The organism is Gordonia hongkongensis, assembly GCF_023078355.1.
GTDB lineage: Bacteria > Actinomycetota > Actinomycetes > Mycobacteriales > Mycobacteriaceae > Gordonia > Gordonia hongkongensis.
The window spans coordinates 2,147,644-2,170,528 of the sequence record NZ_CP095552.1 but is presented as its reverse complement, the minus strand read 5'-3'; the positions used below and the strand labels follow the sequence as shown (position 1 = coordinate 2,170,528).

Sequence of the window (22,885 nt, the reverse complement as noted above, 5' to 3'; positions counted from 1 at the left end):
CGTTCAGCGCCGCCGGCGACGCCCCGTGCCGAAGATCGCGCGACTGAATTCACGTCCGGCCGCGCTCGCCGCCGATCGCAGGAAACTCTGCATCGGCTTGCTCGTGAGCACCTCGGTCAGGAGCCCTGGCTCCTCCGGCATCGGCTCCGGGGCCGGCGTCGGCGGCACGGGTGCCGGTGCGTCGGCGGGCTCCCCCGGTGCGAGGGTGTTGGCGGCCAGGATCTCGTACGCCGACTCGCGGTCGATGGGCGTGCCGTACTTCGCGTACAACGGCCCGGCTTTCGCCGCCGAGGTGACAGCGTCGGCGCCGATCGCCTCCATCGCCGACCGGGGCGCTCGGACCACCGTCCACGCCACCGGGGTCGGCGCACCGCGCTCGGACAGCACGGTCACGACCGCCTCGCCCGTACCGAGAGAGGTCAGCACCTGCTCGAGGTCGTAGACCTCCGACACGGGGTAGGTCTTGACCGTCGTACGCAGCGCCTTCTGGTCGTCGGGGGTGAAGGCGCGCAGCGCGTGCTGGATCCGGGCACCCAGCTGGGACAACACTTCTTTCGGGATGTCCGTCGGCAGCTGGGAGCAGAAGAACACGCCGACGCCCTTCGACCGGATCAGTTTCACCGTCTGCACGACCTGGTCCACGAAGGCTTTCGACGCGTCGTCGAACAGCAGATGCGATTCGTCGAAGATGAAGACCAGCTTCGGTTTGTCGAGGTCGCCCACCTCCGGCAGGAACTCGAACAGATCGGCCAGAATCCACATGAGGAAGGTCGAGAAGAGCGCGGGGCGGGCCGCCTGGGTACCGAGCTCGAACAACGTGATGATGCCGCGTCCGTCGGGCGCCGTCCGGATGAGGTCGGCGGGATCGATCTCGGGTTCGCCGAAGAACGTGTCACCGCCGTCGGCCTCGAGATTCGACAGCGCCCGCAGGATCACGCCGGCGGTCTGCCGCGACACCCCGCCGATCCCCTTCAGTTCGGCCTTGCCCTCGTCGCTGGTGAGGAAGGCGATGACCGACCGCAGATCCTTCAGATCGAGAAGCGGCAAGGCCTTCTTGTCCGCCCAGTGGAAGATGAGGCCCAGCGTCGACTCCTGGGTGGCGTTGAGCCCCAACACCTTACTGAGCAGGATCGGCCCGAACGAGGTGATGGTCGCACGGATCGGTACCCCGATTCCCTCCGCACCCAGCGAGACGAACTCGACCGGGTGCGCTGCCGGTTGCCAGTCGTCGCCGGTCTGGTGGGAGCGTTCGGCGATCTTGTCGTTGCCCACGCCCGCTCGGCTGAGTCCGGACAGGTCGCCCTTGATGTCGGCCATGACGACAGGAACGCCGTTGCTCGACAGTTGCTCGGCGATGAGCTGCAGCGTCTTGGTCTTTCCCGTCCCGGTCGCGCCGGCAACGAGACCGTGCCGGTTCATCATCGACAGCGGGATTCGGACCTTCGCCGCGGGATCCACCTGCCCCGCCACCGAGACGGCGCCCAGTTCGAGTGCGGCGGTGCTGAACGCGTATCCGGCGGCGATGTGCTGCGCCGGACTGGAGGCTTCGGTCACGAGCACACGATAGACCTCGGGGGCCGATGTCCCGCGGATTCGCGCGCGAGGTTGGCTAAGGTTGTCGGGTGCAGGACAAACTGGTGTGGATCGACTGCGAGATGACCGGACTCCGACTCGAGTCGGACAAACTCATCGAGATCGCGGCCCTGGTGACCGACGGCGACCTCAACATCCTCGGCGACGGTGTCGATGTCGTGATCCACGCCGACGACGAGTCGCTGGCGTCGATGCCCGACGTGGTGACCAAGATGCATGCGGCCTCGGGTCTCACCGAGGAGGTGCGGGCGTCCACCGTCACCCTCGCCGAAGCCGAGAAGCTGGTGCTCGACTACATCCGCAAGCATGTGACCACCGCCGGCGCGGTCCCCCTCGCGGGCAACTCGATCGGTACCGACCGTGGATTCATCACGCGGGACATGCCCGAACTCGACGCCTACCTGCACTACCGCATGGTCGACGTCAGCTCGATCAAGGAATTGTGCCGGCGCTGGTACCCCAAGGTCTATTTCGGCCAGCCCGAGAAGGGGCTCGCGCACCGGGCCCTCGCGGACATCCGCGAGTCGATCCGGGAACTCCGCTACTACCGCGCCGCGGCGTTCGTGCCCGCCCCCGGCCCGGACACCGATGCCCTCGCCGAGATCGTCAAGGACCTCGGCCCCGCCTGAACACGCAGGTCGGGTAACCGATTGGAGTTCTGCGGCACCGACCCGCTAGAGTGTTGATGGCTCTGAGACCCGGCGCTGACGCCCAGGTTTCCGACGCCGATGGTGGATGTAGTTCAGTTGGTAGAGCACCAGGTTGTGATCCTGGCTGTCGCGGGTTCGAGTCCCGTCATCCACCCCGACGAAGCCCCGGTCTGCGATCCGCAGGCGGGGCTTTTTCGTGGCCGTGATGCAACACGCTGTGCATCAGAGCGATCCGGATGACACCACACGTGGGCCTGGTTCTAAGATTCCCGGCACCCGGTGGACCAGCGTCTGGGTGATGGCCGCCGTAGCTGCCGCACGGTATCCCCAACATCGACGTTCGACGCACGCACCCGCTGGGTTGCGCGCGTGGGAGAAGGTCTCAGCCGCTTATGAGGTCGCCGTACCCGCGACGCTCGAAACTTCGGACGAGGCGCTTCGACGGTTCATGGTTCGCGAGCCAGTCACTCAGAGCGTGGCGGCGTTCGCGCTCGTCGGCGCGTCCCAGGCCGAGGTCGGCGAGGAGCGCGTCCAGTGAGGCGGGAGGCTGCGGGGTTCGTCCGACAGGGGTGAACGCGGAATCGTCCCAGAGTCGTTCCTTGGACATCACGCTCACCTCACTTCCACGGTCACTTCGGTCAGTCCTTCTTCAGTGGCCTGTACACCCACAATGTACAGCGCGGACGCTCCAAGCAGGAGTTCTCGCTGATTCGCAAGCTCCGGGTGGCCCACCGGTGGCACCCACAGGGCTCGTGTTCCTCGTGTGGCTAGCACTCGCAGGAGCACCGGGGCGCTGCCGGGGTCCGTGAACCCCACGTGATCGGCTTCGTCGTCGTCGAACTCCCCAAGTTGTTCGCGCATCCGCATCTGTACGCGCTGGTAGAAGCGGTCCGTACCCTGCCAGCGTCTGACCGCTTCTAGCTCATCGCCGGTCAGATCGAACTCGAAGTCGTCGTTGAGCACCTGTTCGAGTTGGGCGGCGTCTTCGTGGGTGGGGCCGCCGAGCGGGGCGCCTCCGGAATGAGTAGAGGACGGCTCGCCCGGGGGCGGAAGGGTGGGCGGTGCGTCGTCGGCTGCGGTGTCGATCTGTGGATCGTAGTCCGCGCCGTCGCCCGGTGTGGGTTCCTCGACCGAGTTGTTCGTCAATCTCATTCGGCGTTTGTCTGCTCCCACAGGACCATGTCGTTGACGTCGTTCGCGCGCTACGTCTCATGTCCCGAATCTCTTTTCGCAGCGCTGTCGATATCCGGAATCGCCGTACGTCACCATGGTGTCGGACCGATCCGGTTCGGCATCATGGCCACATCAGTCGGCCGAGACTGGAGGAACGATGAAGTACGCATTGCTGCTCATGGGACATGTCAACGATCCGGCCTGTGGTGAGGACGGTGGCGCCAGCCCCGAAGAGTTCTTCGCCTTCGACGAGGAGATCACCAAAGCCGGTGTCGTCGTCAACTCCTTCGCGCTGGAGGACGAGCGCGCGGTGGTGCACACCGACGACAGCGGCGAGCGGGTGGTCGCGTCGTCCGGGCCGTTCGCGGAAGTCCGGGAGTTCGTCGGCGGGGTCTATGTCATCGACGTCGCCGATGTCGACGAGGCGATCGAGTGGGCCCGCCGCAGCCCCGGTTCGGCACCCGGCGGCCATGTCGAGATTCGGCCGCTCGCACCGTACTGAGCGATGACGAACAATTCACACCGTTCGGCGGCCACGGATTCCGCAGGGTCCGTAGCCCGCCGGGCGGTGTCGGCCGTCGATCGCGACGTCCGTTCTCGTGTACTCGCCACGCTCACGAAGAAGTTCGGCGATCTCGACCTCGCGGAGGACGCGTTGCAGGACGCGATCGCGCAGGCCCTGATCACCTGGTCGCGTACCGGAGTCCCGGATTCACCGGAGGCATGGCTGACGACGACGGCCAAACGCAAGGCGCTCGACGTGGTGCGGCGTGAATCCGTCCTGGCCGGGAAACTGGCCCGGCTGCACACCGAGACCGAACGTGCCTCCACCCCTGCGGAGTTCAGAGACCCGGCCGAGGCGCCGCCACCGGGGTTGCCCGACGAACGCCTCGGCATGTTCTTCGCCTGCACCCATCCCGTGCTACGCGCCGAGGACCGGATCGCGCTCACCCTCCGGTTCGTCGCCGGGCTGACCACCGCGGAGGTCGCGCATGCGCTGCTGATCCCGGTACCGACGACCCAGCAGCGAATCGTGCGCGCCAAGAAGCGAATTGGCGCGCTGGGTGTTCCGTTCGCGCCGCCGCGCGAGGGCGATCTCCCGCGTCGGCTCGGCGGGGTCCTGCGAGTCATCTACCTGCTGTTCTCCGAGGGGTTCGCGCGCTCGACCGGGGACGCGCACATCCGCGACGATCTCACCGGCGAGGCCGTCGCCCTCGCGCGCACCCTGCGCGCACTGCTCCCCAACGCCGAGACGACCGGACTGCTCGCCCTTCTGTTGCTCACTCAGTCCCGCCGGCCGGCTCGACTCGACTCCGACGGCCGACCGGTTCCGCTGGATGACCAGGACCGCCGGCTCTGGGACCGGGCGCTCGTCGCCGAGGGCCTCGCGCTCGCGGAACACGCTGCGGCACAAGCAGACGCCGGTCTGTACACGATCCAGGCGGCGATCGCGGCCGTGCACGCCGAGGCCGCCACCGCGGACGAGACCGACTGGACCCAGATCGCCGTCCTGTACCGACTACTCGAAGTGCACGATCCCGGACCCGTGGTGCGCGTCGGTCGCGCAGTCGCCGTCGGACGCGCGTACGGCCCGGCGCGCGGTATCGCGATGCTCGATCGATTGCAGTCGGACACACAACTCGACCGGTTCCGGCCCTTTCACATCGCCCGTGCCCTCACGCTGAGCGAACTGGGCGACGACCGCGGCGCGGCGACCGCGTACCGTCGCGCGCTCGAACTACCCGGCAACGGCGCCGAGGACGACTATCTCGCCGACGCACTGTCCGGGCTCTTCACCGGCCCGGTCCGAGACGACAGGAAGCTGGGCGAGGTGTGATCTCGTTGCAGAAGCCGTCGTCCAGTCGGACGAATAGGTGTCAACCTCACTACGCCGAACCCGCGATGTATCACACTGAGATCCCCGTCTAGGAGATCCCCGTGCGTAGAATTCTCGCCCTGCTCTGCGTTTTTGCCGGCGCTGCTCTCGGGTTGACGAACGCTGTGCCAGCGAACGCCAGCGTCAACGTGCTTTACACAATCGAGGCGGATGCCCCTCACGTGTCGATCGCGTATGCCCCTGGACAGTGGCAGGACTATGTGATTCCGTACTCGAACCTCGCCGGACGGTACTCACTGACACTCAACACCGGACCTGCGACCAGGCCGGCCGCAATGTACATCGCCGCAATCGGCTACGGGACGGTGCACTGCCGAATACGCGTCTCCGGTCAGGTCGTTGCTGTGGACAATTCACGGTCCGTCGTTGTCTGCCAGGCGTGACCTCCCGACCGCCAGACTTTAACTCGACCGGCAGACTTCGATCGAGGTCTGCCGGTCGAGTTGAAGTCCAGGGGTCGGGGGTCGACGGCGCCCGGGGACCTTCGTCCCCGAAAGTCCCCGAAGCCGGGCGCATGGGCATGCCTCGCAGTAACGTTCACCACATGCCTTCCTACTGGGTCATGCCTGCCGTTGCCCTGATCTCGTGCATCATCATCGGGATCGGGTTCATCATCGGGATCCCGGGCGGCGACGACAACGACTGAGTTCGACGTCCTGAACTGATCTCGACCACACGGCCGCGCCGTCAGGGTGTGTGCCGCGATGACACCGCACGTCTGCCGGTGTCGTCCGACGCCCGGAAGGACGGCACGTGGACCTCACGCGCAGACAGTTGATGGCCGGTGCCGCCGCGACCGCCGCCGCGGCCGGGCTCGGGTCCGGCCTGTCCGCCGCCCCGGCCGGCGCGTCGCCCCCGGGGTCGACGAGTTACCTCGTCGGCTGCGGCATCGGAGATGTCACGGGCGCGGTCGCCGGCCAGGGCATGATGGGGTATTCGAATCCAGAGCAGGTCGCGGCCGGGCTCCTGCAGCGTTGCTGGGCGCGGGCCTACATCATCGTCGATCCCGCCACCGGGCAGCGCGTCGTCTTCCTGACCGCCGACCTCGCGTGCCTGTTCCAGTCGCACCACATGGGCCTGATGGTCAAGCTGCGCAACCGATTCGGCTCCTTGTACACCGAATCGAACGTGAATCTGAATGCACAGCACACGCACGCCTCCTGCGGCGGCACGTCCTGGGACTACGCGTATTCGCTCGCCGCGTTCGGGTTCAAGAAGAACTCCTACGACGCCGAGATCGACGGCATGTTCGCCGCGATCGTTCGCGCGCACGAGAATCTCGCGCCCGGCAGCGTCACGATCGGCCGCGAGGAACTGCACGACGCCAGCCGGAATCGATCCCGGGTCGCCTTCGACGCGAACCCGTCGGCAGACAAGCGGCACTTCCCCGATGCGATCGACCCTCAGGTGACGGTGCTACGACTGCGGCAGCACGACGCCTCCGGCGGCCGGGATGTCGGTGCCATCACCTGGTTCCCGACACACGGCACGTCTCTCACCGACCGCAACGTCCTCATCGCCGGCGACAACAAGGGTTACGCGAGCCACCTGTGGGAGCGAACCCAGCCCGGGTTCGTGGCCGCGTTCCCACAGACCAACTCCGGCGACATGACGCCGAACCTCGCACTCGCGCAGTTCGATCCGCGCGGACCGACATCGGACAACAGACGCAACTGCGAACTCATCGGCGAGCGTCAGTACGTCGCCGGACGGCGAGGCTTCGAGGCGGCCCGCCCGATGACCCGGGGCGGCGTCGACTCCATCGTGCGGTACGTCGACATGTCGGCGGTCCGGATCTCCGGTACCTACACACCCGACGGCCGACCGGCGTCGACCACCCCCGCGATGATGGGTGCCGGCGCGGTCGCGACCAGCAGCGAGGACAACTACGAGCAACCGCTCCCCTTCCTCGTGGAGGGCATGACCAATCCCCTCGTCACCGCGCTCGGCGGAGACCGCGTCCCGCCGATCGCACCGTGGATGCGAGACATGCAGGCGCCCAAACTGATCGCGTTCCCGCTCGGTCTGCTGCCGCCCTCGGGCTGGATCCCGGCGGTGGTGCCGCTGCAGCTCATGCGCATCGGCGAACTCGTGCTCGTCGCCGTACCCGCCGAGGTCACCGTCGTCGCGGGTCTGCGGCTGCGTCGAGTGGTCGCCGACGAACTGCGGACCGACGTCGACAACGTCCTCGTGCAGGGGTTCGCGAACGCCTACACCCAGTACGTCACGACGCCCGAGGAATACGACCTGCAGCACTACGAAGGCGGCGAGACCCAATTCGGGCGGTACACCCTGTCCGCCTACCTGCAGGAGTTCGCCGCGCTCGCCGCGGCCATGTCGTCCGGACGCCGGATCGGCCGTGGTCCGGCGCCGGTCGACAAGTCCGGACCGCAACCCGACCTGGTGCCCCCGGTCCCCGCCGACCGTCCGATACCGGGCCGACGCTACGGCGACGTCCTGCGTGAACCCGACGCCACGTACCGCCCCGGTTCGATCGTGACCGTGCAGTTCGTCGGCGCGCATCCCAACAACGACTTCCGGCACGGCCGGACCTATCTCGAGGTGCAGCGGCGTACCGGCAGCGAGTGGACGACGGTCGCCGACGACAACGACTGGTCCACGGAGTTCCGGTGGGCGCGCCCGGCCGGCAGCACCGACACGTCGCGGATCACGATCACCTGGCGGTCGCCGACGGACGCGTCCGGGATGTACCGCATCCGCTACTTCGGGGACAGCCGCGATGCGAACGGGTCGACGAGGCCCGTCTCCGGGACGAGTCGCACGTTCCGCGTCGGGTCCCGCTGACGCACGGACGCCACCGACCGCGCTGCGGTTCGGTGGCGTCCGAAGGCGTGCTGAGCGTCAGGCGTTGTCGGCGTTGCCCTTGCGCCACACCGACCACGGGATGTTCCAGTCGCCGAGACCATCGGTGCCCGACAATGTTCCGCCCGTGGTGTTCTTCACGATGACCGGGTCGCCGCGGAGGGTGTTCTCCATGACCCAGAGAGCGTTCTCCGGACTCAGGTTCAGGCAGCCGTGACTCGTATTGGTGTTCCCCTGCGCCCACACCGACCATGGTGCGGAGTGGAAGAAGATGCCGCTGTAGGACATCCGGGTCGCGTAGTCGACCGGGGTGCGGTAACCGTTCGACGAATTGACCGGCACGCCGTAGGTCGACGAGTCCATGATGATGTGGTCGTGCTTGTCCGAGACCAGGTAGATGCCGTTGTCGGTCTCGTCGCCGGCCTTGCCCATCGACGTCGGCATGGTCCGGATGACCTTGCCGTCGCGTTCGAAGACGACCTGCTTGGTGTTGTCGTCGGCCGTGACGATCATCGAGCGTCCGACGGTGAAGTTGGTCCGCACGTTCTCCTGGCCGAAGAGTCCGTCACCCAGGTCGATGCCGTAGGTGTTGACCGCGACCCGCACCTTGGTGCCCGGCTTCCAGTACTCCGCCGGCCGCCACCGGACCTCGCTCGGGCTGATCCAGTAGAAGGCCCCTTCGACCGGAGGGTCGGTGGTGATCCGGATGGCGCGCTGCGCCGCACGACGATCCGCGATCGGCTCGTCGAACTTCACCGCGACCGGCTGTCCGATACCGACGGTCTCGCCGGGGCTCGGTGTCAGATACGCCTGCGTCAGGTTGTTGGGGCTGCTCGTGGTGAAGGTGACCTTCTTGGTGACCGCACCACCGATGCCCACCGCGTCGGTCTCCAGGGTGTAGGTGCGGTTGTAGCCGAGGGCCTCGTTGCTGACCCACACCGTGTCGTTGTCGGCGAGGGTGCCCTTGACGGGGGTGCCGTCGGACTTCTTGATCAGCACCCGGCTGATGGTGCCCTCACTGGTCTTCACCTTGATGGGCGCACCCGGCTGCACGCCGACGGCGTTGTCGTTCAGGGGACGTTCGGCCCACTCGGTGATCTCGAGACCCGGCTTGAGCAGATCGTCGAAGAGACTCGAACTGCTGACGTTGTCGGAGTACGACGCCTGCTGCGTGCACGACGTCACCAGCGCGACGATTGCCAACATCACACCGCTGATGATCAGCGGCATCCGCCGAGTACGACCGATCCCCATCTCACTCCCGCCTGTCGACGCCCCGACCCCGAACCGGTCGGTCACGCTGCCCCGCAACCTTGAGAACACTGCACACCCCGAATCCGAAACGGACATTCCGAACCCCGATGTCGCGGACCAGTGTACGAGAGATCGGACCGAACGCTTCGGCCGTCATCCATTCGAGCGGCGTGTTGCGCACCCGAAACGCCGAACGTTCATCTGCCGTTCATCGACCACCGGCCGCGGTCGAAACCGTCTGAGACGCCACAAGACGCCTCGCTCGATGCGAGGCGTCTTGAGTACTCTGTGCGCCATCAGGGACTCGAACCCCGAACCCGCTGATTAAGAGTCAGCTGCTCTGCCAATTGAGCTAATGGCGCTTGGCGGTGCGAGATGGAACCTTACAGGACCCCCGCGGCAGAAGTGAAATCGCCTGGTCGGAGTGGCTTCTGCCGTTCGACGGGCCCGTGCGGACGAGGTCGCGCCGCCGATTGCTGGATCAGCGGGTCATCGCGAGGCGACCTTGCGGACGACGACGAGCAGGACCAGGGCGCCGACCCCGGCGAGTGCGTACTTCACCGCAGGCGTCTGCAGTGTCGCGAGAGCCTTCGACTTGGCGTCGTCGGCGAGCCGCTGGGGGTTGGCGCGCTCGGCCAGCGCGTCGAGCGTGCTGGCGAGGTCCTCACGGGCCTTGGCGATGTCCTGCTCGATACGTTCGGTATCTCCGGCCACGTTGCATCCTTCCGGCGCTTCTCGTTGGTCTTCTCACTTCCCGGCCGCCGCACGACCTCTCGGCGCCGGGGACGAACCGCCAGATGGCAGCGACTCGATGCTACGACATCCCGGCATCCGGGCATGTCGCCATGCACTAGCCTGGCTCTCATGGCTGAGACCACCACCCGACTGTCCGTGGGCGACACGGCGCCGTCGTTCACGCTGCCCGACGCGAACGGCGACCCGGTCTCGTTGTCGGACTACGCCGGCCGCAAGGTCGTCGTCTACTTCTATCCCGCAGCGGCCACCCCGGGGTGCACCAAGCAGGCGTGCGATTTCCGCGACAACCTCGGCGAGCTGAACGAGGCCGGGATCGCGGTCCTCGGCATCTCCCCCGACAAGCCCGCGAAGCTGGCGAAGTTCGTCGAGGCCGAGGGCCTGACGTTCCCGTTGCTCAGCGACCCGGAGAAGAAGGTGCTCACCGAGTGGGGCGCATTCGGGGAGAAGAAGATGTACGGCAAGACCGTCACCGGCGTCATCCGGTCGACGTTCCTGGTCGACGCCGACGGCACGATCGAACTCGCGCAGTACAACGTCCGGGCCACCGGACACGTCGCCAAGCTGCGCCGCGACCTGTCCGTCTGAGCCGGCCCCGATGCCCGAGTCCGCCGAACCGCTGGTGCCGCGCAAGCGGCCCACTCAGGAACGCAGCAAGCGCAAGTTCCAGGCGATGCTCGAAGCAGCACGCGAGCTGTTGATCGACGTCGGGTTCGAATCGCTGACCTGTGAGGAGATCGCGACCCGGGCCGAGGTCCCCATCGGCACGCTCTATCAGTACTTCGCGAACAAGTACGTCATCGTGTGCGAGCTGGACCGCCAGGACACCGTCGACGTCCGCGAGGAACTCACGGCGTTTTCCTCGGAGGTGCCGTCCCTGGAGTGGCCCAGCCTGCTCGAGAAGTTCCTCGATCACCTGGCGGCCCTGTGGCGCACCGACCCGTCGCGGCGGGCGGTGTGGCTGGCCGTCCAGTCGACACCGGCGACCCGCGCCACGGCGTCGCTGAACGAACGGGTGCTCGCCGAACAGGTCGCGCGGATCATCGCGCCGCTCACGCCGTCGCAGCGCGAACGCCGCGAGATGATGTCCCAGGTGCTCGTCCACACGGCCTACTCGCTCCTGAGCTTCTCCGTACAGGACGGCCACGACCACGACGAGACCGTCGCCGAACTCAAGCGGATGCTCGCCGGCTATCTGCTGCTCGAGGAGTCGACGACGGTCTGAGAGCCGCGCGGGGCTACCTGCCCTCGAGGATGGCCACCGCCGCAGCGGTGTCCCCGTCGTGGGTCAGCGACACATGCACGGTCGTGTCGCGCAGATGCTCGCCGATCTCGCCCGACAGACGGATGGCCGGACGGCCCCACGTGTCGGTCACGACCTCGATGTCGCTGTGCCGGATCAGCGGCAACAGCGGCGACCGCGAGAAGCGGCTCACCGACCACGCCTTCACGACCGCCTCCTTGGCCGCCCAGCGGGCGGCCAGATGCCGGGCGTCGTCGCCGGTCCCGGCGGCCGAGTCCCGACGCTCGCCGACCGTGAACCGGTCGGCGAACGTCGTACCCGGCTGCCGGAGCTGCTCGCCGAACTCCGGGATCGACACGATGTCGATTCCCACACCGAGAACGCTCATCCCTTGGTAGTCGCTCGCGCCATTCGCCTCACCGGGTGTCACCGACCACCCGCCACCGGCTCACCGGCGACGTAGACGTCGGCGCCGTCCAGACGGGTCTGCGGATCGAGGAGCATGCCCGCCTCGGCGTCGTGCTCGTCGACCGACTCGTCGAAGCGACGGTTCGGCGGACGCTGGTAGGCAGGCTCGCCACCGCAGATCGACTGCAGGAAGCGCTGACTGCCCAGGCGGGTCCGCTCGTCGGCGCGCTGACGGTAGGCGTCGCGCTCCTCCGGGTTCAGCGAGGCGATGAACGCCTCCGGGTGCACCACCGCGATCAGTCCGGACACGTGACCGAAGCCGAGGCTGGTCAGCAGACCCGCCTTGAGCGGGAACCGCTCGCCGAGCTGGAGGGTCTCCCGCGGCCAGACCAGGTGCGGGTACTCGGCCATCTTGTCGTCGACACAGTCGAGGCTGCGGTTGGGCGGGATCACGCCGTCACGCAGGATCTGGCACAGACCGATGAGCTGGAAGGCCGCCGCGCCACCCTTGGCATGACCGGTCAGCGACTTCTGCGACACCACGAACAGCGGTGCGCCCTTGCCGCGGCCGATGGCCGCCGCGAGCCGCTCGTGCAGTTCGGACTCGTTCGGATCGTTCGCCTTGGTGGAGGTGTCGTGCTTGGACACGACCGCCACGTCGTCGGCGCTGACGCCGAGCGAACCGAGCGCACGTGCCAGCGGCGAGGACAGTGACCCGCGAGCCGCGCCCAGGGCACCGAGACCCGGAGCCGGGATCGAGGTGTGCACACCGTCGCCGAAGCTCTGCGCCCACGCGACCACACCGAGCACCGGCAGACCCATCTCGGCCGCGACATCGCCGCGGGCGAGCAGGATCGTGCCGCCGCCGGCCGACTCGACGAACCCGCCGCGTCGGCGATCGTTGGCACGCGAGAACCGGCGATCGTCGATGCCGCGCGCGGTCATCTTCGCCGAGTCGGCGGTCGCCGACATCGCGCCGAAGCCGACGATGCCCTCGATACCCAGGTCGTCGAAGCCGCCCGCCACCGCGAACAGCGCCTTGCCGAGGCGGATCTTGTCGACGCCCTCCTCGACCGACACAGCTGCGGTCGCACATGCCGCCACCGGGTGGATCATCGCGCCGTAGCTACCGACATACGACTGGACCACGTGTGCCGCAACGATGTTCGGCAGGGCCTCCTGCAGGATGTCGTTGGCGTTGGCCTCGCCCAGCAGGGTGTTGACGTACAGGTCGCGCATGGAGGTCATGCCGCCCATACCGGTGCCCTGCGTGTTGGCGACCAGACCGGGGTGCACCCAGCGCATCAGTTCGCTCGGCGTGAAGCCCGACGACAGGAAGGCGTCGACCGTGGCCACCAGGTTCCACAGGGCGACCCGGTCGATCGACTCGACCATGTCGGGGCTGACGCCCCAGCGGGTCGGGTCGAAACCGGTCGGGATCTGACCGCCCACGGTCCGGGTCAGCGCGAACTGGCGCGGAACGCGGATCTCGGTGCCCGCCAACCGGGTGACCTGCCAGTCGCCGTCGGCGTTCTGCGTGACCCGGGTCTTCTCCGGGTTGGCACTGGCGAATGCTCGCGCCTCGGCCTCGGAGTTGACCGTGAAGGTCAGGTCCTCGTCGACGAAGACCGAGGTCAGCAGCGGCGAGGTGTTGTCGACCATCGCCCCGTCGTCGGCGTAGCGGCGGATACCGCAGCGGGCGACGACCTCGTCGTGGTACCGCTCGGCGATCTCGCTCTCCGGCACCGGGTCTCCGGACGCGGTGTCGTACCAGCCCGGCTTCGGCGCCGAATCCCAGTGCACCAGTCCGGTGTTCCAGGCGAGCTCGAGAACGCCTGCGGCCGACAGCTTCTCGTCGACCTCCATCTCGAAGCGGGTGCGGGCCGAACCGAACGGGCCGAGCTCGCCGGCACCCACGATGACCACGAGGTCCTCGGGTCGGGCGTCGATCGAGGGCCACTGCGGACGCATCGCCTTCGGGGCGCGCGCCGGTGCCGGCAGCGCCGCGACGGTCGTCGCCGACTCCTCGTCGGTGTCCGCGGACTCCTCGGCGGCCGCCGCCGCGGTGGCCGCGAGCGCCTTGAGGTCGGTCGAGCTGTCCAGGCCGCCGGTGAAGTCGGCCAGGATCGGCGCACTCACCGCGGCCGACCGCTGCTCGGGGCTGCACAGGGTGAGCAGGTTCGCCGCCATCTCGTCGGTGCTCCAGGTGCGCACACCCGCCGCCTCGACCGCGTCGACCATCCCGTCGTTGTGACCCATCAGCCCGGTGCCGCGCACCCAGCCGATCAGTGCGTGGGCGAGCGTCGTCTTGGAACCCCAGGACTCCTCGGCCGACCAGCGCTGTACGAGTGCGTCGAGCGAGGCCTTGCTCTCGCCGTAGGCACCGTCGCCGCCGAACATGCCGCGGTTCGGCGAACCGGGCAACACGACGTGCACGCGGGCGGCGATGTCGTGATCGGAATGGACGTCGGCGAGACCGCCGATGAGCCGCTCCACCGACCAGAGGAGCACCTTCATCTCCAGCTCGGCGCGACCGCCGGCGTCGGTGAGATCACCGGCGACCCGCGGTGCGGCGAACGGGAACAGCAGCGTCGGCTTCATCGCAGGCTTCACCACTGCCGTTGTGCCACCGAGGTTCTCCGTCTGCTCCCCCGCGAGCCAGCCGACGAGGTCGTCGACATCGGCGTACGACGCCATGTTCGCGGGAGCGATCCACAGCGCGGCACCGGCCCGGGCGTTCTCGCGGTACAGCTTCTTGTAGAAGGCGAGACGGTCGGAGTTCAGGCGCGACGTCGTGGCGATCACGGTCGCGCCGCCGGCCAGCAACCCGGCGACCACGCCGGCGGCGATCGAACCCTTGCTGGCACCGGTCACCACGGCGATCTCGCGGCTGTAGGCACCCTTCTCGGGATTCTCCGCAGCGTGCGCGATCGCGCCGAAGATGCGGCCGTGCACGGCGTTTCCGTTCGCGAGGGCCTTGCCCTGCCACCAGGTGGCGTGGTCGGCGACGGTGTCACCGGCTCCGGCGAACCCGCCGACGATGGTGTCGAAGTCGGCGTCGAGGTCCTGCTCGTCGGTCAGCCAGAGTCGGACGAGATCCTCACGGGCGGTTGCCCACCGGTCGTCGATGAGGACGACCTTGGCCGCGTCGAAGGCCGGCGCCACCGTACGGGCCCAGTCCGACCCGAGTTCGGCGCTGACCAGCTCGGCGAGCTCGGCGTTCGGGTCGGCCGCGGCCTCGGCGAGATCGGCGACCTCGGCGAGTCCGAGCTTGTCCAGCAGGGTGTACGCGGCCGAGGCCAGCGCACCGGACCGGCCGGTGATCTGCTCGGTGAACTCTCCCAGCGCCGCGGCGTCGACCGTTGCGCCACCACCGGATTCGGCGGCCGGCTTGCCGACCGGGATGCCCTTGACCGCACCCACTGCAGACACCGCCTTGTCGATGAGGGCGTCGAGGGAATCGGTGTTCGTCAGCGGGCCGTCGAGCAGATTGCCCAGCGCCTCGCCGCGGACGGACGCGCCGTCCCTGGTGCCCAACGCCAGCGCGACGGTGGTGTGCAGACCCCACCCCGGACCCAGCTGCCAGACACCCGACACGCGGTCGGTGATGTAGTTCTGGCGCTTGCCCAGCGGGCCGAGCACCTTGCGGACCTGGTCGCTGACCGCATCGGTGAGCACCGCACCCAGCGGCCGGTAGCCACGGGCGAGGGTCTCCACGGTCGACGACAGCGCGGTCATGTCGGCTTCGGCGGCACCGTCGATGGCGCCGAGTCCGAGCTCGCCGCCGATGTCGAGGAGCAGCTGGTTACGACGCGACGACACACCGTCGCAGAGCGCCTCGATCGTGTCCGCGGACCCGATCTGGTCGACGCGCATCTTGGTCCACAGCGCGATCACGGACTTCACCGCATCCGACGGCGTGAACGCGATGTCGTCGGGACGCGGGCCGCCGGCGGGTGCCGCCGGTGCCGCCGGAGCAGCAGGCGCGGGCGCCGCCGCGGCGGCCGGAGCCGCGTCCGCCGCCGACGTCTCGGCCGCTGCGGGAACGTCGAGCTCGTCCTCGTCGGGCTCGTGCCCGGCGTCCTTGGCCAGGATCGTGTCGGTGTCGCGCTCGACGTTGAGCACCTCGGTGGTGGCCGCGGCGTAGTCGTCGAGCTTGAGGGTGTTGGTGGCCAGACCCGACAGCGTCGGGGCGCCCTTCAGACCGATCTCGACGAAGCGCTGGACTCCCAGCCCGTTCTCGGGACCGCTGAACAGCAGTTCCTGGGTCTCGATCCACCGCACCGGGCTGGCGAACTGCCAGGCGAGCAGCTCGATCAGGATCACCCGGGCCAGTTCGTTCGGGGTCGCCTCCCAGGCGTCCCAGTCGGCGAGGACCTCGTTCAGCGGATCCGACGGCACCAGCGCCGCGATCTCCTCGACGAAGTCGCGTCCGAGGTTGAACAGGCGCGGCACCAGGTTGGGGATGTAGCGGCCGATCAGGATGTCGATGTCGATGTCGGCGGGCAGCAGCTCGGCGAGCTTGCCGCGGAATTCCGGGACCCCGGCGCGCAGCACGCTCGAGTGGAACGGGACGTCGATGCCCGGGATCAGGATGAACGCGCGCTTGCCCCCGAACTCCGCACGCCGCCGGTCGATCTCGGCCTCGAGCAGTTCGAGACCGCGAACCGTGCCGGCGATCGCGTACTGCGAGCCGAGGAGGTTGAGGTTGACGACCTCCAGGAACTCGCCGCCCGCGGCGCCCACGCCGGACACGAAGTCGGTGACCTCGGCGTCGGCCAGACCGAACTGGCTCGGCCGGATGGCGGCCATCCGATAGTCACTGCGCCCCTGCTCATCTCGCGGGACGAGGTGATGCATGGCCTCGCCGCGCTGGAACACGACTTCGAGGACGGCCTCGAGCGGGAGGACGCCGGCACATGCGGCGAGCGCGTTGTACTCACCGACCGAGTGACCACACGTGATGGCACCCTCGACGAAGCCACCGGACTCCTTGAGCTCGGCGATCTGCGCGACACCGAGCGTCGCCATGGCGACCTGGGTGAACTGCGTCAGGTAGAGCACGCCGTCGGGGTGGTTGTAGGTGGTCCCGTTGGCGACGAGCGTCGTCGGGTTGTCGCGGACCACGGCGAGGATCGAGAAGCCCAGCGCCGCACGGGTGTGCTTGTCGGCACGATCCCAGATCTTGCGGGCGGCCTTCGACCGCGAGCGGGCGTCGAGTCCCATGCCCTTGCTCTGGATGCCCTGGCCGGGGAACGCGTAGACGGTCCGCGGCGCGGCGAGCAGACCGGTCGCGCTCATCACGAGGTTGTCGCCGACCTTGGCGCTGACCTCGACGACCTCGCGGCCGTTGTCGAGACCCACGCGGTCGACGCGCACCGAGATGCGGTCACCGAGCCGGACCATGCCGAGATAGCGTGCGGTCCAGCCGATCAGCGGACGGGGCGACGGCGTCGGATTCTTCGCGTCGGTCGCGGTGACGACCTGCTGCGCGGCGGCCGACAGCCACATCCCGTGCACGATCGGGTCGCCGAGACCGGCAAGCTTGGCCGCGGCGGCGTCGGTGTGGATGGGGTTGCGGTCACCGGACACGACGGCGAAGCCGTTCATCCGGTTCGGCGCGGTGATGGTGGCGGTCCGAATCAGCTTCCGTGTGGCCGACTGCTCAGCGGCCGGTGCGCCGCCGGCCCGGGCCGGGTCGGTGAGCTCGGCGGCTCCCAGACGCCCACGGATCGCGAACCGCTCCTCGAGCGTCGCGATCGGGCCGGCCGGTCCGGCGATCTCCACCGTGATCTCGACGACACGACCCACGTCGGCGTCCCGGACCGCGCCGGCCCGTGCGGTGACGGTCAGTTCGGCTGCGGTGGCGGGGATCGCCCCGGTCAACTCGATCGCGTGATCGAGGTGGACCAGGTCGAGCAGACCCTCGACGACCGGGTCACCGGAATCGGTGCGGGCGGCGCCGATGACGCTGAACACGCTCGGCCAGCACGCGCCGACCAGGGTGTCGGGCACGGCGAAACCGAACGGGTCGGTCGGGGTGGTCGGGCGCAGGTGCGGCGGCAGGGAGAACCCGGTCACCGCAGCGTGATCGGCGACCGAATCCGGCTGCCAGGAGACGGTCGTGACCGACACGCCGTCGGTCACCTCGGCCAGGCTGCCGCCGGCGGCCACGGTGAGGATCTCGCGCATCGCGGTCGACGCGTCGTCGAGGCCCACCAGCGGCGAACCACCGTCGCGCAGGCTCCCGCCGGCCAGCAGTGGGATACGCACGGAAGCGCCCGAGATGGTGACGACGAGGTCGAAACGGGTGGCGTCGGAGTCGGCGGAGACCTGCTCCAGGACGGCGCCGCTGACGGCGTGTTCGGCCCGCTCGGGTCCGACCACGGTCCAGGCGTCGCGATCGCCGAGCAGCGCGATCGGGCTCGCCACGATCCGGCCGGCCCAGCTGACGTCGTCGGACTCCAGCACCGAGGTCAGCACGCCGGCTTCCTCGGCCAGCCCGGCACGGTGCCGGGAGGCGACGGCGACCGGGCGCTCCCCGGCGGCCTGCAGATCGGACGCGACCCGGGCCTCGAACCGATCGAGCAGTTCACCCACGGGCTCGTCGACGCGGGTGATGCCCGCGACGGCGACCGGCCCCGGGATGACGCAGACGGCGTCGGCGCCGTAGCGCGGGTCGTGGGCCTGCCACAGGGAGTCACTGCGCCACCAGCGGCGCACGTCCTTGTCGATCACCGGCACGAAGTTGACGGGCTTGCCGGGGGTGCGGCACAGCTCCAGGAAGAACGCGACGTCCGCGGGATGCAGGATGTCGGTGTCGATCTCGGGGTACACGCTGCCGAGCGCGTCGATCGCGGCATACGCATCGGCGGCGGCGGTGACCTCGGCGAACATCGTCGGGATGGGCCCCGAGTCCTGCGGGTGCATGCGCGCCTCGGTGCGCTGCAGCATCTCCACGAAGCGCTGCTGCCAGGTGATGTCGGCCCACGGGACCTGCTCGCCGCGGGCGTCACCGACGGCCAGCGCGGCGTACCGGTCGAGCCACTCGCGGTAGGTCATGGTGGCGACGTCGCCGAAGTACGGCTTCGCGGTGTCGGCCATCGCGGCGATGATCTCGTCGCGGCGGGCGGCCACGGCGTCGGCGTCACCGGCGACCTCGTCGAGCAACCGGCCGCAGCGCGACGCGGTGTTGTCGACCTCGTGGATGTCGGCGCCGAGCTGCGAACGGCCGGAGGCCATTCCGGCGGTGGCGTGACCGGCACCGATCCACTCGTCGATGCCGGCGGTGTCGACGAGGAGCTGCTTGACCTCGGGGGTCGTCGTCGCTTCCTTGGCCGCCATGGCGGCGGTGCCGATGAGGATGCCGTCGAGCGGCATCGTCGGGTAGCCGTAGCCGGCCGACCAGCTGCCGGTGAGGTATTCACTGGCGCGCTCGGGTGTGCCGATGCCACCGCCGACGCAGATCACGACGTTCGGGCGGGCGCGGAGCTCGCCGTAGGTCGCGAGCAGTAGGTCGTCGAGGTCTTCCCACGAGTGGTGGCCACCGGCGCGGCCGCCCTCGATCTGCACGATGATCGGGTGATGCGGAACCTCGGCCGCGATGCGCACGACGGACCGGATCTGCTCCACGGTGCCGGGTTTGAAGGCGACGAACCGGAGTCCGGCCTCGACGAACTCGTCGACGAGCGCGACCGCGTCCTCGAGTTCGGGTATGCCCGCCGAGACGATGACGCCGTCGAGCGGGGCTCCCTGCGCGCGGGCCTTCTGCACGATGCGCTTGCCGCCGAGCTGCAGCTTCCACAGGTAGGGGTCGAGGAACAACGCGTTGAACTGCGCCTCGCGGCCCGGCTCGAGCAGATCGGTGAGCGTGGCGATGTTGCGCGCGAAGATCTCCTCGGTGACCTGGCCGCCACCGGCCAGCTCGGCCCAGTGTCCGGCGTTGGCCGCGGCGGCGACGATGGCCGGGTCGACGGTCGTCGGCGTCATGCCGGCGAGCAGCATCGGCGAACGTCCCGTGAGGCGGGTGAAGGAGGTCTCGACGACGGTACGGCCGTCGGGCAGCTCGACAAGGGTGGGCGCGAACTGCGACCACGGGGTCGCGACCTCGGGCACGCCGCCGGGGCTGAACAGGTTGCGCTGTCCGACGCGCAGGGCGGCGGGCACCAGGCCGACGCCCTGCCCGCGGACCAGTGATGCGGTGAGACGGGTCGCGATGTCCCCGGGACCGAAGTCCAGGACCCACTTGGCGCCGCCGGCGACGATCGAGTCGACCGAGGCGACCCAGTCGACGTGCCCGACGAGGATGTCGTGGGCGTGGCGGGTGGCGAGGTCACGGTCGATGCCGCAGCGGTCAGCCCACTGGCCGACCAGCTCGACAGCCTCGGCCATCGCCGGGTGGTGGAAGGCCACCGACACCTGCAGGTGGTCGAACTTCGGCGCGAACGGCGCCCCGCCGGTGAGCTTGCGCTTGCGCTCGTCGGCCTCGGTCGCGGCGACCCGCTCACAGAGGGCGGCGAACGCGGCGAGGTGCCGCGGCGCACCGGACAGCACTACCGCGGTGCGGCTGTTCTTGATGGCGACCACCGGGGCGGTCGTCAGATCGTTGTCGGACAGGCCGGCGCGGTACTGCGCCAGGATCTCGTCGACGCGAGCCGGGCTGACGTTGGTCAGTGCGAGCATCGGCGTGCCGGCGGTGGTGACGCCCAGCCCGCGGCGACGCGCGGTCAACGAACCGGCGGCGCCGATGAGGTGCGCGACGGCCAGCAGCAGGCCCTGACCGGACTCGGCGATCCGGCCGTCGGCGCCCACCGCATCGGTGGCCAGCGAGCCCTGGGAATGCCCGACCACGGCCTTCGGCGGGAGCACGGCGGTGTCCAGGCCCTGCTTGCGGAGTGCCTCCACGGCGGCGAGCTGGGTGAGCAGCACACCCGGACCCGAGAGGGTGAAATCGGCGAGAGTGGCCTCGGCGGGCACGTCTTCACCTGCGTCGTGCGCGTGCACCCAGGTGAGCGGGTGGAACCCGCACACCCGTGCCACGACGAGTTCGTCGGCAACCGGCTCGACGAGCCGTTCGGCGGAATCGACGATGGTGGCGACCCGGTGTTCCAGGTCGGCGTCGACGACCAGCTCGGTCAGCGTGGGCAGCCATGCGCCGCCCTGCCCGCCGAAGCTGATCGCGTAGGGCTCGCCCTGCGTGAGCCGCTCGATGAGCGTGGTGGTGGGCCGTTCTGCGTTGGCGGCGCCCTGCGAGCCGGAGCGGAACTGGTCGACGGTCACGGATACTCCTCTGTGGTGGTCGGTCTCAGAGTGTGGATTTGCGGAGTGCGTAGGTGCGGTGCAGTAGATGTCTGTGGTGTTGTGCGGTTGGTCTGCGACTCGCGGCGGCGCGAGAAACGCTGTCGGCAGCGGCCTTTCCGTGCGCTGACGTGATCGGTCTCGCCGCCGTCGCGCACGACCGGCCGCGGTGGCGACACCGCCGGGTCGAACTAGCTGGTACAACAAAGGAACACGCCTGCCGCACAACAACATTGGCGCGCACCGGTTTTGTCCGGAGCCGGCGTCGGCGTGAACGTGCCACCTATGATGACACACGAAAGTGAGGGAACCCTCATGTTTGTCGGTGACCTGTCGGTATACCGACCAGTAACCGCGTGGGTAACTTTCGGCACCGTGTCAACCACCATGGGAAGCGTCGGAAAACCGCCAGGCCAGGCAACATACCCAGGGGTACGCGTGCGCCCGAACTCTCGCTCGGTCAACCGTTATCAAACCGTTATGTGATGTGGGGCACCATTGCGCGTCGCGGTCCAGCCGTGCCGCAGGCCGAGTGCCATCGAGACACCCCACTAGAGTCGGCCGCATGAGCAGTTGCATCTTCTGCGCCATCATCGCGGGCACCTCCCCGGGTCGCATCGTCTACTCCGACGACGACGTCCTCGGGTTCCTCGACATCCGGCCCGTGACCCGCGGGCACACCCTCCTCGTGCCCCGGGTCCACTCCTCCGGGCTCGACGACCTCGACCCCACCCTCGGCGCCGCTCTCTTCCGCGCCGGCCAACGAGTCGCCACCGCGATGAAGACCGGACCGGTGTCCGCCGACGGGGTCAACCTGGCACTGAACGACGGCCGCGCGGCCTTCCAGACCGTCTTCCACACCCACCTGCACGTCGTCCCCAGACACGACGGGGACAAGCTGAGTTTCGCCAAGGGCTTCCTCGTCCGCCGCGACCCCGACCCCGACGAGACCGCCGCTGCGGTGCGCGCCGGGATCGAGTCCGTCGGATGACCTTCGGCGAGCCCGACCCGGACACCGGGGCCGAGACCCGGATTCCGGACGCGGTGGCCGACCTCGTGCGCCGCGCGGAGTGGATCACGGTGTTCAGCGGCGCGGGTATGTCGGCCGAGAGCGGCATCGCCACCTTCCGGGACGCCCAGACCGGTATGTGGGAGAAGTTCGATCCCGCCGAACTCGCCACCCCGGAAGCGTGGGCGCGCGACCCCGCACTGGTCTGGGGGTGGTACCGCTGGCGCGCCCGCGAAGTGCTTGCCGCGCAGCCCAATGCGGGCCACCGCGCGCTCGCCGAACTCGCCACGAGCCGCACCGTCATGATCGTGACGCAGAATGTCGACGATCTCCACGAGAGGGCCGGCAGCGACGTCGTCAGCCACCTGCACGGCAGCCTGTTCGCCCCGGTGTTCGGTCTGTGGGACCCCGTACGACGGCCCGGGCGCATTCCCCGATCCCGGCGACAACGGTACCGCGCCGGACGACCCGCGCGTCGACCCGCCCACGTGTCCGCGCTGCGGCGGGAGGGTGCGGCCCGGCATCGTGTGGTTCGGCGAAGCACTGCCCGAATCGGATTGGCAGCGAGCGGATCAGGCGTTCCGTGCGGCCGAGGTGGTGCTCGTCGTGGGCACCAGCGGGATCGTCTACCCGGCAGCCGCGCTACCCGAACGCGCGTGCGGGCATCCCGGTCATCGAGTTCAACCCGTCGCCGTCCGCGCTGTCCGACATCGTGACCCACAGTCTGCGGATGCCCGCCGCCGTCGGTCTGCCGGCGTTGCTCGCGTCACTCGGCTGACGAGGTG

Annotated in this window: 14 protein-coding genes, 2 tRNA genes and 1 pseudogene; 9 read left to right on the top strand and 8 right to left on the bottom strand. The window is 68.9% G+C overall.

Annotated features, from left to right (window positions below; translation table 11 throughout):
* Positions 1 to 3: 3 nt before the first annotated feature.
* Positions 4 to 1,560: a helicase HerA-like domain-containing protein gene (locus tag MVF96_RS09800; RefSeq protein ID WP_418930429.1), complete on the bottom strand. Its 1,557-nt coding sequence runs from the start codon at positions 1,558 to 1,560 to the stop codon at positions 4 to 6.
* Positions 1,561 to 1,622: 62 nt separating this feature from the next.
* On the opposite strand from MVF96_RS09800, the gene orn reads away from it, so the two are divergent.
* Entirely contained in the window at positions 1,623 to 2,222 is a 600-nt protein-coding gene (orn, locus tag MVF96_RS09795) for an oligoribonuclease (RefSeq protein ID WP_065629033.1), read from the top strand.
* Between the two features lie 102 nt (positions 2,223 to 2,324).
* Positions 2,325 to 2,397, top strand: a tRNA-His gene (locus MVF96_RS09790).
* 228 nt (positions 2,398 to 2,625) lie between these two features.
* On the opposite strand, the gene MVF96_RS09785 is transcribed toward MVF96_RS09790, so the two are convergent.
* Both MVF96_RS09785 and MVF96_RS09780 read right to left on the bottom strand, forming a co-directional pair.
* Complete coding sequence (locus MVF96_RS09785) at positions 2,626 to 2,850, bottom strand: hypothetical protein (protein WP_159370601.1); 225 nt, start codon at positions 2,848 to 2,850, stop codon at positions 2,626 to 2,628.
* 5 nt (positions 2,851 to 2,855) lie between these two features.
* Positions 2,856 to 3,395: a hypothetical protein gene (locus MVF96_RS09780; protein ID WP_159370600.1), complete on the bottom strand. Its 540-nt coding sequence runs from the start codon at positions 3,393 to 3,395 to the stop codon at positions 2,856 to 2,858.
* 178 nt (positions 3,396 to 3,573) lie between these two features.
* Here MVF96_RS09780 and MVF96_RS09775 point away from each other — a divergent pair, with 178 nt between their 5' ends.
* The 3 genes from MVF96_RS09775 (at position 3,574) to MVF96_RS09765 (ending at position 8,118) form a co-directional block, all read left to right on the top strand.
* Positions 3,574 to 3,918 (top strand): YciI family protein, encoded by a 345-nt coding sequence (locus tag MVF96_RS09775; protein WP_137809297.1) that lies wholly within the window; start codon positions 3,574 to 3,576, stop codon positions 3,916 to 3,918.
* A 3-nt stretch (positions 3,919 to 3,921) separates the two neighbouring features.
* On the top strand, positions 3,922 to 5,253 hold the full coding sequence (locus MVF96_RS09770) for an RNA polymerase sigma factor (protein WP_247451918.1): 1,332 nt from the start codon (positions 3,922 to 3,924) through the stop codon (positions 5,251 to 5,253).
* Between the two features lie 813 nt (positions 5,254 to 6,066).
* A complete protein-coding gene (locus MVF96_RS09765; RefSeq protein WP_247451917.1) occupies positions 6,067 to 8,118 on the top strand; it encodes a neutral/alkaline ceramidase in 2,052 nt (683 codons plus the stop codon).
* Positions 8,119 to 8,175: 57 nt separating this feature from the next.
* On the opposite strand, the gene MVF96_RS09760 is transcribed toward MVF96_RS09765, so the two are convergent.
* From MVF96_RS09760 to MVF96_RS09750, 3 genes are all read right to left on the bottom strand, one after another.
* Positions 8,176 to 9,366, bottom strand: a complete 1,191-nt coding sequence (locus tag MVF96_RS09760) for a L,D-transpeptidase (protein ID WP_247452085.1) — start codon at positions 9,364 to 9,366, stop codon at positions 8,176 to 8,178.
* 313 nt (positions 9,367 to 9,679) lie between these two features.
* A tRNA-Lys gene (locus MVF96_RS09755) sits at positions 9,680 to 9,752 on the bottom strand.
* Positions 9,753 to 9,879: 127 nt separating this feature from the next.
* On the bottom strand, positions 9,880 to 10,104 hold the full coding sequence (locus MVF96_RS09750) for a DUF3618 domain-containing protein (protein ID WP_058250014.1): 225 nt from the start codon (positions 10,102 to 10,104) through the stop codon (positions 9,880 to 9,882).
* 150 nt (positions 10,105 to 10,254) lie between these two features.
* Between MVF96_RS09750 and bcp the strand changes: the two genes are divergently transcribed.
* Positions 10,255 to 10,731: a thioredoxin-dependent thiol peroxidase gene (gene bcp / locus MVF96_RS09745; protein WP_055474734.1), complete on the top strand. Its 477-nt coding sequence runs from the start codon at positions 10,255 to 10,257 to the stop codon at positions 10,729 to 10,731.
* 10 nt (positions 10,732 to 10,741) lie between these two features.
* Positions 10,742 to 11,368 (top strand): TetR/AcrR family transcriptional regulator, encoded by a 627-nt coding sequence (locus tag MVF96_RS09740; RefSeq protein ID WP_055474733.1) that lies wholly within the window; start codon positions 10,742 to 10,744, stop codon positions 11,366 to 11,368.
* 13 nt (positions 11,369 to 11,381) lie between these two features.
* Here the strand turns inward: MVF96_RS09740 and acpS are convergent, their stop codons facing one another.
* Together acpS and MVF96_RS09730 are read right to left on the bottom strand one after the other, a co-directional pair.
* On the bottom strand, positions 11,382 to 11,774 hold the full coding sequence (gene acpS, locus MVF96_RS09735) for a holo-ACP synthase AcpS (protein ID WP_055474732.1): 393 nt from the start codon (positions 11,772 to 11,774) through the stop codon (positions 11,382 to 11,384).
* A 38-nt stretch (positions 11,775 to 11,812) separates the two neighbouring features.
* Positions 11,813 to 21,073 carry a type I polyketide synthase gene (locus MVF96_RS09730; RefSeq protein WP_247451916.1) on the bottom strand — a complete coding sequence of 3,087 codons (9,261 nt, stop codon included), beginning with the start codon at positions 21,071 to 21,073 and terminating at the stop codon, positions 11,813 to 11,815.
* 583 nt (positions 21,074 to 21,656) lie between these two features.
* Between MVF96_RS09730 and MVF96_RS09725 the strand changes: the two genes are divergently transcribed.
* Positions 21,657 to 22,082, top strand: a complete 426-nt coding sequence (locus MVF96_RS09725; protein ID WP_065629038.1) for an HIT family protein — start codon at positions 21,657 to 21,659, stop codon at positions 22,080 to 22,082.
* Positions 22,079 to 22,878: pseudogene (locus MVF96_RS09720) on the top strand (SIR2 family NAD-dependent protein deacylase). The gene MVF96_RS09725 and the pseudogene MVF96_RS09720 overlap by 4 nt, the downstream one beginning before the upstream one ends.
* Positions 22,879 to 22,885: the final 7 nt, after the last annotated feature.

What these genes read in the sequence shown, in the direction of transcription:
- acpS (WP_055474732.1), bottom strand. Translation starts at nt 11,774, where the DNA reads ATGAGCGTTCTCGGTGTGGGAATCGACATCGTGTCGATCCCGGAGTTC.
- MVF96_RS09760 (WP_247452085.1), bottom strand. Translation starts at nt 9,366, where the DNA reads ATGCCGCTGATCATCAGCGGTGTGATGTTGGCAATCGTCGCGCTGGTG.
- MVF96_RS09725 (WP_065629038.1), top strand. Translation starts at nt 21,657, where the DNA reads ATGAGCAGTTGCATCTTCTGCGCCATCATCGCGGGCACCTCCCCGGGT.
- MVF96_RS09775 (WP_137809297.1), top strand. Translation starts at nt 3,574, where the DNA reads ATGAAGTACGCATTGCTGCTCATGGGACATGTCAACGATCCGGCCTGT.
- MVF96_RS09780 (WP_159370600.1), bottom strand. Translation starts at nt 3,395, where the DNA reads ATGAGATTGACGAACAACTCGGTCGAGGAACCCACACCGGGCGACGGC.
- bcp (WP_055474734.1), top strand. Translation starts at nt 10,255, where the DNA reads ATGGCTGAGACCACCACCCGACTGTCCGTGGGCGACACGGCGCCGTCG.
- MVF96_RS09770 (WP_247451918.1), top strand. Translation starts at nt 3,922, where the DNA reads ATGACGAACAATTCACACCGTTCGGCGGCCACGGATTCCGCAGGGTCC.
- MVF96_RS09785 (WP_159370601.1), bottom strand. Translation starts at nt 2,850, where the DNA reads ATGTCCAAGGAACGACTCTGGGACGATTCCGCGTTCACCCCTGTCGGA.
- MVF96_RS09740 (WP_055474733.1), top strand. Translation starts at nt 10,742, where the DNA reads ATGCCCGAGTCCGCCGAACCGCTGGTGCCGCGCAAGCGGCCCACTCAG.